The 13,338-nt window shown below is 52.5% G+C and carries 6 protein-coding genes; 1 reads left to right on the forward strand and 5 read right to left on the reverse strand.

All coding sequences use genetic code 11. The features are described from left to right. Positions 1-201 precede the first annotated feature (201 nt). Positions 202-3,336, reverse strand: coding sequence for a BREX-5 system adenine-specific DNA-methyltransferase PglX (pglX, locus tag EOW68_RS16705; protein ID WP_128226304.1), 3,135 nt, complete (start codon positions 3,334-3,336; stop codon positions 202-204). A 405-nt stretch (positions 3,337-3,741) separates the two neighbouring features. Here pglX and EOW68_RS16710 point away from each other — a divergent pair, with 405 nt between their 5' ends. Beyond that, a complete protein-coding gene (locus EOW68_RS16710; RefSeq protein WP_128226305.1) occupies positions 3,742-4,335 on the forward strand; it encodes a TATA-box-binding protein in 594 nt (197 codons plus the stop codon). Positions 4,336-4,362: 27 nt separating this feature from the next. On the opposite strand, the gene EOW68_RS16715 is transcribed toward EOW68_RS16710, so the two are convergent. Genes EOW68_RS16715 through EOW68_RS16730 form a run of 4 tightly spaced genes read right to left on the reverse strand, consistent with a single transcriptional unit; the run spans position 4,363 to position 13,308 of the window. Then, positions 4,363-8,214: a hypothetical protein gene (locus tag EOW68_RS16715; protein WP_128226306.1), complete on the reverse strand. Its 3,852-nt coding sequence runs from the start codon at positions 8,212-8,214 to the stop codon at positions 4,363-4,365. Beyond that, the gene (locus tag EOW68_RS16720) at positions 8,211-8,792 is read right to left on the reverse strand and encodes a BREX protein BrxB domain-containing protein (protein WP_128226307.1); all 582 of its coding nucleotides are present in this window, start codon (positions 8,790-8,792) and stop codon (positions 8,211-8,213) included. Before EOW68_RS16720 ends, EOW68_RS16715 begins: the two co-directional genes overlap by 4 nt. Continuing rightward, positions 8,789-12,469, reverse strand: a complete 3,681-nt coding sequence (locus EOW68_RS16725; RefSeq protein WP_128226308.1) for a DUF6079 family protein — start codon at positions 12,467-12,469, stop codon at positions 8,789-8,791. Before EOW68_RS16725 ends, EOW68_RS16720 begins: the two co-directional genes overlap by 4 nt. Further along, complete coding sequence (locus EOW68_RS16730) at positions 12,466-13,308, reverse strand: BrxA family protein (protein ID WP_128226309.1); 843 nt, start codon at positions 13,306-13,308, stop codon at positions 12,466-12,468. The genes EOW68_RS16725 and EOW68_RS16730 overlap by 4 nt, the downstream gene beginning before the upstream one ends. Positions 13,309-13,338 lie beyond the last annotated feature (30 nt).

Raw genomic sequence — 13,338 nt, forward strand, 5'->3', positions numbered from 1 at the left:
CTCTGGTGTATGAAATGGCAACCCAGATCGCGGAATCTGAAGGGTTAGAACTGCTGCAAGCTCAAGAAGTTGGAGAGGCCATGGTGAAGGGGTTGACTGACTGGTGATTAAACCGCAGAAGTACAGTCACGTCCGACGCCGAAAGGTACCTGTCTGGATCGGGGATCTTGAACACATCCAGATCCAGACACTTTCTGATGGTTAATTCAGCGATTCAATTCCACTGATTACGCTGGTTGGGAAGTACCGGATGTTGGGACTTTCTGCTTCGAAGTTTTGTGGGATGATGCCATGATAACTGGTCTGGACTGCCTTTATCGCTAAATGAAGAAGAGTATCTTTCATCATCCTCTTGAAATCTTCAGGTGGCTCGTTAATTGCAGATGGGTCATATTCCGGTTCTTTTAGAGGATTCTGATTCGTCCGTATCGATATTTCCCGGTAGATGTCTTCTTTATTCTCTTTTAAATCGAAGTGGCTGAATAATTTCGTTTCTATATCATTTGAACATGTTTGAATATCTGCTTGAATACGCTCCCGATGCTTTGCTGCAATTATTCCCATCTGTGTAATGGACTCCGCCGGATCGACAGATGGCAAATCAGGAAGATCAACAAGCTCTAACAGGTCACGATGAGGATGATTGTTGGAAGTTAAAGGAACCTCATTTGAGTCAATAATACTCAATAAGAGTGGCCCAATATAATACGGTGAAATAAAATCATGACGCCGCAAACTAATGAGGGAGCCTAGTATTTCCCTTGACGATTTGGCCAACTCCTCATTATTATCAAGTGCTTCATCCCACGGTATTCTCGATACTTCCCCTACTTGCCAATGGCGACCGGTAGTGAGTGCAAGAACAAGATATGTCACAAGATGGCTATTAGCGTATGAGAGGGTCTGCCAAATCGATTTCTGAGGAAGGAGGGCTTGACCAGCCGTACCAAATATGGAATCTTCGTGAAGATAGCCGAATCGACGCCCTCCTTCCTTTATATTGGTATAGGTAAGACCCTCGGTGAAATAGTGTTGCTCACTTCGGGGGTACGACCCGTCGTATCTCTTTACGTCACTTCCATTATCACCCCAGAAGACAGTGCGCGTAATCCGAGGTAGAATCCAAGCATCACTTCCACCCTTGGCGAAAGGTACCCAGTCAGAATAGTTGGGAGATTCCCAGAACCGACGGAGATAGCGTGCGTTGTTCCCAGTTGCTAACCCCTGCTTGACGTTTCCTAAGCTATTGGCATCAATATCTGCATTATCGGCATCAAAATAGGTATCTGTGTTGTAGATGGCTCGGATGTTATCTGGAACCCAATAGGATAGTGGGGTGCCCGGTATTTCAGAAAATACAGCTACATCCCTTGTATAATGACGCCGGATCGGCCCTTCTGTAGTCTCGAATGCAGCAGATAGGAAAGCGTCTTCTTTTTTCCCTTTATCTAAGTCATGTAATCTATAGAAATCTCCTGATGATTTCTGCTCTTGATTTACTCGAACTACAGTTCCTGCTGTACGAACCGTTGCCTTATCCAAAACACCGATTCCAAATTCAGCAAGGAAATCAAATGAACCTCGGTCTCCGATGAAATCTTCCCGGAAATCTTGGAAGGTTCGTTTGAACATGAACGTTCGGGGGACAATCATACCGATTCTCCCCTTGTCTTTAACCAGTCTTTCGCATACTTCAAAGAAATTGATATAAAATTCGGATTTATACTCGTAATGGTCGTCAACGTATGCTTGTACTTCATCTGGCATCCGATTCCCAGAACCGTAGGGTGGATTCATAAGAGCAACATCATAATCTTGCGAAAGAACATCTAGTAATCGAACGAAGCTTCGTAGATCTTGAGCGAGAAATGAATCTTCGTCGCGGTGTTCAGCGGTTGCTTCACGGAGGGATCTTAAGAAACTACTTAGCGTGTGATCCATCGAGAAGTCATCGGTAAGAGTCAGTTGTTGCCCCCCTTCTTCATCGAATAGTTCCCGAAGAGTCCCTCGAACATCTAAAAGACTTCCAAGTCCATGAACCTCTTCAAAGGCGTCGAGAATGGAACTCAGTGCATCGCGGACATCATCTCGGCCATCAGCAATTTCATCAAAAACATCTTCTGCGCCGCTCACATCAGCAATCTTTGCATCAGCACAAACAATGCTAATTTCTGGCAATTCGAAGTCACTTGCTCCTGCTTGTTCCGCCCGATGACGAGATTTCAGGTAAAGATTAAAAGCTGCTAATTGACAAGCCCGCATATCAAGATCAATTCCGTATAGGTTGTGTTTGAGAATCTTTCTTGGAATATCCGCTGGCTCCATATCGGGATACTCTTTCATCCAAATCTTCTCTAAAATATCAAAGGCATAGAGAAGAAAATGACCACTTCCACAGGCCGGATCGATGACACTGATTTCTTCTGGTTTGTCAAAATCTGGCGGGTTACCCTCGTCCGCAGAGGGAACTAAATATGTGCATAGTCCTGCCAGCCCGGTATCGGTACTTGTGGCTTCCCGATTCTTCCTATCATCGGCTGACATAGATTCCTGTTTGGAGACTACCTCTTCCAATTCTCCCGTCTCTTCGAGATAAAGTCGACCCAGACTGTTATCGGTCAACATCCTCACGACCCAATGGGGTGTATAAAATTGATTCGCAGGAGGGACGTCCATCGGGCGAAGCCCTTCATAGTCACCTTTCCGTCGAAGATCTTCCATTTCTTCAGAATTATAATATTCATAAACCCAACCAAGAACATCATCAGCTCTCCAGATTTCGTTGGAAATTTCATCAAGCAATTTACACAAATCTTCAAAAGTATCATCATCTGGATCAATCAGACTGTAGGCAGTCGTCCGGTCGAAGAGGATCTCGATTTCCTCACCAAGATAGTCACATGCGTCCCGATAAGCCTCAAGAACAGCTTCCTCTTCCAGCATGTATTGTTCATCCACCAAGCGAGCGGCCGCGGGAGTAAGGCCATCATCTCGAAACACAGTCACTTCGTTATCGATAAAATCTCTGACTTCCATACAACGAAGGGCAGCAAGACGATTGACAATGGTATAACCGACGCTCGTAATATACTGCTCGTATCCTTCTGTCCATTCGTTGCCGTCGATTGCTTCAAGCTCGATCGCCTCAACTAGGTCTTCCTCCTCCTCGTTTAGAGATGTATTTTCATCGGGCCTCTCTTCGAGATTATACTCTTCGAGCTGATATCGAACGTTTGCCTCGACTCGGTCTCGCATTCGAGTGACCGTTTCCTCAAGCAGCGTTCGTTCTTCATTATCGAGCTGAACATTCTGAAACTGATTAGAATCCTGAAACATGCGAAACTCGTCGATATATTACTCAATCTCACGGGGATGTCTTGAAGATTGCCCATCCGCTCGAATCAGAGAGTGCCTAGGAAGGGAGAATGTAGATTCTCCAAAATATAGTCATTTGCGTCAATTGCAAACAAGCGTATCAATTGGCATCTCTGGCTGTTCATAACATCGAACATGGAAACGTAGAGCACGGCTGGGAAAACCAACCGTGTTGCCGCCCTGAATTAGTCCCCGCTGACGCTTCGGCCCTCCAAGACGAAGCGTCATCGACACATTCTTTCCACACCTAATTAAGCGTGTTGGTGGGAGTAATCAACCCCTCCATTTTGGCCTGCGGAACAACGATACCCTTCTAAGTATGCCATGGCAAAATAAAATCATCCCAGAGGGCTATGATGGGTACTCATGCTTGAATCTCAAAAAGTAGAAACGGTGAATATCGTTGCTTCTGGCAGGTTTAACATAGAATTAGATCTTGCCGCAGTAGCTGAGGACTTGAGGGAATTAGATAGGTGGATTGATGAGGTAGAACACAGCCGAAATAATGGAAATCGGCTTCTGATAGATTTCACTAATAATGAAGCTCGGGGGATCCTTTCACCTTCCGGAGTATATGTCTTTACAGGGGCTAAGAATCACGAAAAGATCGATGATGCTCGTTCAAAGTTATCAGAGTCCTTGTCAACCCTTGGAATTATATCTAGCTCTAATCCCACATCTGACGAAATTATAGATGTCTTCGAAACCCAAAATGTGGTTTGTACTGCCGACCTTAGAAAAGAAATCAATCTTAATGCAATAGCTATCGGGCTAGGGCTCGAAAATACAGAATACGAACCTGAGCAATTCCCCGGAGTTATCTATAGACCAGATAACCACAGTTGTACTATTCTTCTATTCGCAACAGGGAAAGTAGTCATCACTGGTGTTCAGAATAAAGACACGGCGCAACAAGCGTTTGACCAATTAGAGAACCGGTTAAAAAGTCTCCTAAGCTGAGTCTTTCTAAGTCGGTGCAGTATCTGTTTATTCGAGTGGTTCTACCAACACTATGGAGCCATCTTCAAGTTCGTCCATCGTCTCTCGAATCCGCTTTAATTGCTCGTCCACGCCCGCAAGCAGCTGTTCGGCCTCCTCGATTAGGTCGCCAACCCGCTCGTCACTCGGTGGACTTGTTCCCTCAACGGCATCAACGACTGCTGCGGTAACTTCGTGATTGGGATAATCGGCCCGCAGTTCGTCGGTGAGTTCCGCCAGCCGTTCGTCGACTTTGAATGGATCCTCGGCCTCTTCAAGGAGTTGCTCCACCTCGTCCACGCTCGGAGGCTGTGATCGAGAGAGTGTCTCCTCTACGTCGCTCGTAACCGGGTGATTCGGATACTCCTCTTCGAGCCGCCTCGACGCGTCGCGGAGCTGCGACCAGAGACTGGCATCGTTGCTGGACGCTTCAAGAAGCTGCCTCGCTCTCACATATCGCTTGGCCTGCTGAACGATCGTCGGATCAACGAGATCTTCCTCCGAAAACGAGCCGCCGTCCCATGCCGTCTCGAAGAGTTCATACAGGTCATTAATCGTCACGCCTTCGAATTCGACGGACACTCGATCGGCGGTTTCTTTGCTGCTCTCGTCGTGGGCGTAGAGCCATGTTACGAGGGTTGAGACAACGCTATCTGGCTCCCCATCGGATGGCATCTTGCCGGTGATGCGCTCGTACTGCCTCCGAACGACGCGCTGTCTGTGGGCATCAGCCTCGTCAATCGTCGCCCGTAGTTGCTCGGCACCGACCACCTCGTTACCACGGGCGATGCCCTGCATGTCACCAGTGACATCTGCGCCGGGGTAGAGACGCTGCATCTCAGCCGTCCACTCGCTGAACTGATCCCACAAGGTCTCACCATCTTCGACCGGCCGGAACAGAACTTTGGCGCGGGCGAATTGATCTGCCTGCGCCTCAATCTCGTCGGTTGCGAAGTCTTCCGTCTCGAGAGACTCACCACTGAGTGCCGGCTCGAGTGCTTGCTCCAATTCGTTTAGCGACGTTTCCGCGCCGAATTCCCTACTGACTCCGCGGAGGACTCGCTTCACGAGAACACTGTTCTCGTCTACCCAGTCGGCCAGCTCGGCGAGCCATGCGTCCGGATCGCTCCCGGATGGAGATTCACCCGTGAGTACCTCCACTACCGCTCGAATTTGGTCGGGATCGATCCCGTCCAAGGATTCAAACCGAATCTGGACATCGGTCAGGTTCGTCTTATTCCTGACCGCACGGCCAATCTCTCCGGGCTCAGTGATGTACTCGCCGTCGCGACGGAGCGCAATCTCGTTGGCCGTCGCGAGCGTGATGAGTAACGCAGAGATGGATTCCCGCGGAGTTCCACGATACGTACCCCCACGCTGGACAGTTTGTGCGAGCAGATCCTCACCCCGGAGGGACTGCTTGTTCTCGTATTCGTCGAGGAAGTCCTGACACCAGCCATCAGTGAGTTCTCCACTATCAGTGTCCACGCCGAGCGTGACGGCATCCTCGTTCGACAGGGCCCAGTCGGCGGCACCTCGGAAGAACCCCGCCATCTGCTTCGCATCGTTGACTTCCGTGATCCCATCCGTCAGGACATAACGCGTCTGGCCAAACACCGATTGTACCTGTTGCGTTACGACCTGTTCGAACACATCACTGTAGTCTCCCATCGTACCCCCTGTCCGCACGTGAACGGCTGCCTCGTCGAGTTGCTCACGTACTCCCGATTCGAGGGCACGCTGTTCGTCACGGTGATCAGACTGCAAATCGGTGTAGGTTTCTGTCTCCTCCGACAGGACTTCTTGCATCCCCATGACATCCCGTAGTCGTTCGACCATCGATCCGGGAATGTCGACCGCGACGAGGACGTGTTCTCCGCCATCGCGATCATCATTGGTTGATTGCCACGCATCCACCTGCTCGTTTACCTGCTCAGGGCGGTCAGCAATCAACCGAACTCGGATGGCATCGAACTCTTTCGTGGGGGCACGCTCGATTGGGTCGAGGATGGAGTATCCGAACCGAAGCGGAACGTTCCGCTCATCCTCGAAGTCGACCTCGTGACGACTTCCTTCCGAGAGTAGGTGATCACTGCCGTCCTGTAGATAAGTCTCCAATTTGGCCGAGAGTCTGTGCGAGGAAATCTGCTGTGCCCGTGTGCTCGCTCGGGTTAGGATGTCCTCCTGCTCTTCAGAGACCAGCAAGTATTCTTCGTCCCCTCGATCGTTGGTTTCTGTCAGCACATACCTGTTCTCGACGAGTCCCCGATCGGGGTCTCTGAGTGCTGTCTCGACATCATCACGGACAGAGTCGAGTGACGCGTCCGTCGAGTCAATCATGAGCCGAGCGAGATTCTCCGGTGTCGACGGCACATCTGACCGTACCTGATTCAACAGATAGAGTGCCTTTGCGACGCTGACGGGAGTGACGCTTTCGTCTCCATCAGGTAACTTGTCGATTTTGTCGACCATTTCCTGCACCCACAGTGGGACATACGTTGTTTCCTCAATTAGAAGGTCGAACAGTTCGTCCCACGTCACGATGGCACCGACGGGTTTCTCACCCCACTCGAAACGAGTGAACAGCGACCTGACGAGGATGAGCAGTGCCCGGCCTTGCACGTATTCTTCTTCGGTTACGCGTCCCCGTGGCATCAACTGCTGGATTACTTTGCGTAATAATCCGAGGTCGTATTCGCGGAACGGATAGGATTCGACCGGATTTGGATCCGCTCCGGCGACATCACCGTAGGCTTCGAGCGTCAGATCAGGCATCTGGTTGATAGCGGAGGTGACTGCCTGCTCGCCATCCGAATCTTTCTGAAGCCAGCGTTTGCGGACGATAATCTCAGTGTCGGCCCCTTCCAGCGGTTCCTGTTCCCCGTACCACGGCTCGTCTGTGACATCCGAATCGTCGAATTCGCCGTGAATCTTTTCGATCGGATACTGGCCTGTCCCGATGATCGGCGGATTCGGCCCGGTTACCACGTCGGTCAGTGCCTCCATCGTTTGTTGGAACTCCCGGTACCGGTTGCGGCCATCGCCGATGAACAGTGCCACCTCGTCCAGACCTATCAACAGCTCTGTCTCAGTACTGTCAGTACTCAGTGCGTCTTGCGCCGCTTCGATCCGATTGACGAGTTCCTCGGCCTCGAACTCGTCGGGGTCAACCTCTTCGATGGCTTCGTCAATAGAAGCTTTCACCTCGTCGCTCGATTCGAACGGCGAGGCGTCAAGCGTCGGCAAGGCATCGTAGAGCCAACTCCGGAGCATGGCTCTCTCGTCGTACACCTCGTCAAACGTTTGACTGTCGTGTTCGATTTGCTGTAGCTGCTCCCAGCAGTCACCGTGATTCATGTCGAGTTGCCACGCCCACTCCAGCAGCCAGTTGGGATCAGTCGGATAGCCGAGTTCCCGTCCGATTGCCTCGTAGATGAGATACGGGAGCGGCGGCTCCTGTGATGCATCTCGGTTGAGTAGGTTGAGGAACACCGGTTTCAGACGGTCGACGTGAGAGTCGGCGATACTCTGGCGGAAGGACTGGAAGCCCGGCCATCGGCTCGCCAACTCTTCGCCAAGGTCATCGAAGTCTGACTCCGTGTCGGCAGCAAACCCGATGAGCTTCAGGAGGTGTGTCTTACCTGAGCCGAACGTTGCTGAGATGTAGAGGAAGCGGGATTCCTCTTGTGGGTACTTGTTGACAAGGTTCCCCAGCGTGGTGAGGACGTCTCGTGCGCTGTCGGTCTCGTAAAACTCCCGCACGTCATTCTTGGCCCGCTCACGAGCGTTGACCTTCTGGACTTCCTCGAGTTCGCGAGTCGGTGTCTGTTGAAAGATATCGTGAATACGGTCTTCGCTCATTGGAGATGCACCCCTTCAATTCGCCCGTCGATCTGATGGGCTGGATAGTAGTTGCGCGATTCTTCGCCGAAGAAACTCAACTTCCCGCCGACGATGTCTCCTGGGAATGGAATGCCAATCGTGGATTGGACGTTACGGCGGTCGAGTTCGTCTAACAGTTCCGAGGCACGCGTGAACGGATAGAGACTCCCGAGGTGTGTCAATACCACCACGTGACGCTGCTTGTCGGGAGCAGCAATCTCCTCGATCATCACTTCGACGAGTTCCTCAGCGAGTCGGTCTTGCATCGTGTCTGTGATTGTCGCTGGGTCGGGTTGCTCGCCAAGGTCGACCGCGAGATCGAACACACGGGTTTCGACGAGCAGTTCGTCCAGTCGAAGGACTTGGACTGCTCCATCTTCTGGGAACCCCTCCGTTTCATGTGGCCTTGTCGCCCATTCACCGAGACGGTCTGCAACGCGTCGTTCGTATTTCGGCTGCACGGGGACAATCACAAACGGATTCCGGATACCACGACGACCGTCTGCAAAGTGGCCTAGTCGTTCCGTGAAGTCGTCGAGTGGATTCTTACTCGTCATCGGACAATCACCCCTGACTCCGTGCGCTCGATACCGAGGTCATGGCGTTTTGACAGCCGTTCGAGTTCTGCATCCAAGGAGTCTCGATCCGAGGGAAGAAGGCCGATTGCTGTGACTTCTGACGGTGACCGGTCACCGACAATATCTTGGAGTTCATCGAACGTTGTCTGTAACTCGCTTACTCCGTCGCCGGCGACAGTGCGGAGCGGCTCAGTATCGATCAGTCTGTCCGTGGCTCGAATGAACTCATCTTCATCTGCATTTGTCGTCCCGCCGGTGACGGTATTGACTGACTCGGAGACATCGTCGTACCATGAGGCGGCACTGTAGAGCGGCTTGATATATTCGCCCTCGAAGGCAGGTCGCACGTTCGACTCGAAGTCGCTCAACGGACGGATCCACGAATGCTCTCGGAGGTCGTTTATCAGCGTGTCTATGCCGGTGGACTCCTGGAACGTGTCCCACGCGCCTTCGATGGCGTCGGCTAACGACGGCGAAACAGTTCGGGCGTCGTTGAACTGATCCCATCCGTCGTGCGTCCACCATTCACCATCGTATTCGTTGACACTGTCCCGGAGCTTTCGATCGGCGGTTTCGCACTCGTCAGTGAGCCAGTGATATGACTGCTGGGCGAGTGAGAGTTGAGCATCGAGTTGGGCCAGTGCGGCCAGACGAAGGTTCCAGACCTCTTTCGCATCCTCATACCATTCGCGTGCATCATTCGTGTTCTCGACTATCTCATACCAGTCTGTATCGCCGGATTTCACCGCTTTCCGTCGCTCGGTCGCTCTGCGATTCTGTTCTTCGAGAGCATCTACGAACGATTCGAGCAGGCCGCGAACAGTGTGTGTCTCAATATCACTATCTGCGACTAACTCGACGTCTTCGGCGAGGCTTCCGAGGCGACCCGCGAGGGTTTCGTTCGCTTGTTGTAACTTCACGATGCCGTCCGGGACAGTCTCTGTCGTCTCAAGGTACCCCCCAGCCTCAAGTGCTTCCCGGACACCGGATCCCTCAGCGATCTTGAGTCTCGTTGTCGTTAGCTCATCGAGATCGATGACAGCGTCAAGTGGAATCGAATCACCGGTCTCGTCGACGGGAAGGAAATCGCCCTTGCGACAGAGTCCCCAGATAATCGCACACAATGCGGGTCGTGCCTCCTCGTAGATCGGCTTTCGTTCGATGATTCCGTCGAGAATACTAACCATCGCGAGGTTTCCACCCCGCTGCTTCAGTTGTCGGCCTGTGAAAGCACGCACGTTGTTTTGTATAGAGCCACCGTGAGTCTCGGGATCCTCTGTCGCAACCTCGATTTGAGCCGCCCACTCAGGCAGCGGTTCTTGGGCTGTCAGGCGCTGGAGTTCACGCAAATGTTCCTCGTTGATCTGGAGCATTACCGGGTGGAAGTCGTCGGGATATCGAACATCAACAAATTCCTCTACAGCTGCGGTCTGTCCACGGATGTCCGTCCGATCCTTGATTTCGAAAGTTCCGCTCTTGAGCGTTTCGACGAGTTTGCTACGAACGCGGGCAGCTCTCTCCGAGAGGTCGCGATCAACAGACTCTGGAATAGTGTCACCCACGGCGGCCCTGAGTGCCCACCACTCGATGAGAGTGTCTCGGATGTCATCGAGACCGTCTCCACCGATTGTCCACTCAAGCGGGTGGTTATCGTGGTCGACATCCCCTTTCGTCGGAGAGATCCCCTTTATCGCTATGTCCACGTCGAGCGCATCTTCCGCGTCGACTGCTGTATCAAGTTTGACACCGTCGATGCTGAACTCATAGCGAACCGGATATTCTTCTCCGGTGTCACCGTACTCGGCTGATGTTGGCAACGAAAGGTCTCGGATAACATCGGCCCAGAGGAATGTGTCCACAGAGTCAATGATCTCATCCCAGTCTGGGTCGTTGAGATTCTCTTCCGCCTCTTCCATAATCTCCCGAACTTCTTGTGGAGCGAACCCGTACTTTGGCCCAGTTTCTTCGTGAATCGGGCGAATGAACTTTCGGAGCCGTTTGAGTGACTCTTCGACGCGATTCTCCATTTGGAACTGGGTCGGGCCATCAAGATCGCTCAGTATGGCAACTGCAAGATTCCGTTCCGACATTGGGATTGTCTCCGGTACATGCTGTAGTAGCAGTACTGCCTTTGCGACATCCACATCGGTATCCTCCAACTCGCCGTCCTCGTGTTTCGCTTGGATATCCTTGATGACCTCCACGTCCTGTGGTGTGATGTCCTTGAGTTCGGGCTCAATGAGGTCATAGAAGTCGACCAGGGAAACGACGTGTGTCTCCTCGCCATCGTCGAACCACTTTTGCAGGAGTCCGTGAACGAGGGCCAGAATCGCTCGGGCAGTCCCCGAGAAAATAGATTTAGCAGGATCCGAAGCCTTCTGACGCAGGTTCGAGAGAATCTCAAGGAATAACGACGGCTGGTACGGAAGAAATGGGTAAAAGTCGAGGAATTGCTCGCGGTCGATATTGTCCAGCGGGGGCTCCGTGTTCTGCTCGATACCCGAGTACACGAGCAGAGTTTCGGGTTCGTTTCGTGTGTGTTCAAGGACGCGTTCCGTTTCTCGCCTTCCTGTCTCTTTCTTTTTCAACAGTCGTTGCGTCGATATTTCGCCGACGTGTCTGCTCGGGAGCCCAAATCTGTGAGGGAAGCGATCCTTTACGATGCTGAAATCAGCACCGCGTGCTGCAAACTGTGGTTGGACGTCTTCGATTTTGGCTTGGGCCGTCGCAACCAACTGGATGTTTCCGTCGCCAATCTCATCAATGCTTTCGGCGAGTGTCTGGAGTTCAGTCAGACGGTCGAAGTCAGTTCCGATAAAGAGACTAACCTCGTCAAGCAACAAGACGAGCTTGACAGGCCGATTAATCTCTGCCTCGCGCTCGCTTCGTAGTTCTTCAAGTCGTTCAACCATCGCCTCCGGATCGAGGTCGGACGGCGTCAGGTCGTCTAACCCATCTGCCGTTCCGGTCTGTTCCTCGAAGAGTGCTGGCAACGCTACCTCAGCGAGTGCCTTGTACTCCTGAACATCCTGCCAGTCGTACTTGGTTGGGTTGGCAACTGTTCCCCGGAGTGCTGACTGGATATGTTCCGTCCGATCAGGCCACGCGTCGGTCGTTCGGTACCAGTCCTCAAAGTATGCGACGTCAAGTTGTGTTGACAGACCTCCCTTGACTCCCGTGAGTTGCTCCGAGGTGTGTGCTGCTTTTAGGACGATTTCACTGAAGCTGAGTTCTTTCTGGCCCTGATGCTTCAGCAGATTCACCGAGATCGGGATAACCTCGTAGTCATTATGGATTGATTCCCACGTGGTCTGCTCCAGTGTCGAAAGTTCGCTTCCATCTATCAGTTGCCCCCAAATGGCGTCCTGACGGCGGAGCCACTCGCTATCCAGCAGACCCCGAAGCACGCTAAGAAGGTGACTCTTCCCGCTGCCGTAGTAACCATAGAGCCAATAGTTCGCGCCAGACCGCATATCTTCCGAGCGACCGAGGAGTCGCGAAAAGAAGTCGGTCATAAACTCCTCAGCCTCATCTGTCACGTGGTAGGTGTCGATGGACTCCAGCCGATGGTCGCGGCCATCGTCTTCGCGGTCAATTCGCACTGACTCTTCGAAGTCGCTCTCCACGTCGGCAGTGAACCAACTCCCGTCAGTCATAGGCTTCCCTCCCATGGCTCAGCCCAGTCGTACGTATCATTGATAGGCTGGAGTCTCAGTTCACCGTGAATTCCGCTCGCTTCCCAGGTTGGTTTGTCGCTCACACGTTCGGCTAGGGAATCCCAGTATTGTTCTGGCTGGAAGAGATAGAGCCAGCCGGTCGGCTGTGAGAGCCATTCATCGCCATAGGTCTCCCACGAATATCCTGATGCAACGAGCAGCGGCACTGTTCCGATATTGGGTATTTGCCCTTGGAGTGTCTGCTGTGTATCAAGAACCTCGATTTCTCGCATCACGGAGCGGAGTCCTTCGCCCCACCGACGCGTCGTCGATTCCGCGTAGTCAAACTCGCTTCCATCGTCGTAATGGAATTCGTCCAGAAGGCGTTCAACTGCGTCCTGCTCGAAGTCCAGCCCGTCGACGCCGGACTCCTGAAGTCGATTGACGTATCGGTGGACAGTATACTTCACGAGAGCATCGTCCTCCACTAAGTAGAAGTACAGTACCTGCGCCTTGTCGCGTTTCGTCTCGCACCGATCGAATACGGTAGGAAGTTGGACGATCGACGGGAGTTCGCTTCCAGCAGTCTTGAATCGCGAGCTGAGAGCGCGATAGATGCCCTTCGAACTACCGCGCGTACTACGCTCGTCAAACCGTTCTTCGAGCCATTGCTCTTCGACAACTGTCCAGTCCCGGTGTTGGGCGTATAGCCGGGCGAGCGTCTCTGCCCGTTCTACAAGAAGTCCGCATCTAGTGAGCGCCATCGACACCTCTTCGTGAGCGAATGTAGAGTCGAGCGACGGTAGAGAAATCCCCCTCCCGTCGGTGCGGATAGTCATACTAAATCCCAAACCATCCACACCACTTAG

The sequence above is a fragment of the Halovenus amylolytica genome (assembly GCA_004015825.1).
GTDB classification, from domain to species: domain Archaea; phylum Halobacteriota; class Halobacteria; order Halobacteriales; family Haloarculaceae; genus Halovenus; species Halovenus amylolytica.

Excerpts from the sequence above, each read along its gene's own strand:
- EOW68_RS16730 (WP_128226309.1), bottom strand. The coding sequence starts at position 13,308 with ATGACTATCCGCACCGACGGGAGGGGGATTTCTCTACCGTCGCTCGAC.
- EOW68_RS16720 (WP_128226307.1), bottom strand. The coding sequence starts at position 8,792 with ATGACGAGTAAGAATCCACTCGACGACTTCACGGAACGACTAGGCCAC.
- pglX (WP_128226304.1), bottom strand. The coding sequence starts at position 3,336 with ATGTTTCAGGATTCTAATCAGTTTCAGAATGTTCAGCTCGATAATGAA.
- EOW68_RS16715 (WP_128226306.1), bottom strand. The coding sequence starts at position 8,214 with ATGAGCGAAGACCGTATTCACGATATCTTTCAACAGACACCGACTCGC.
- EOW68_RS16710 (WP_128226305.1), top strand. The coding sequence starts at position 3,742 with ATGCTTGAATCTCAAAAAGTAGAAACGGTGAATATCGTTGCTTCTGGC.
- EOW68_RS16725 (WP_128226308.1), bottom strand. The coding sequence starts at position 12,469 with ATGACTGACGGGAGTTGGTTCACTGCCGACGTGGAGAGCGACTTCGAA.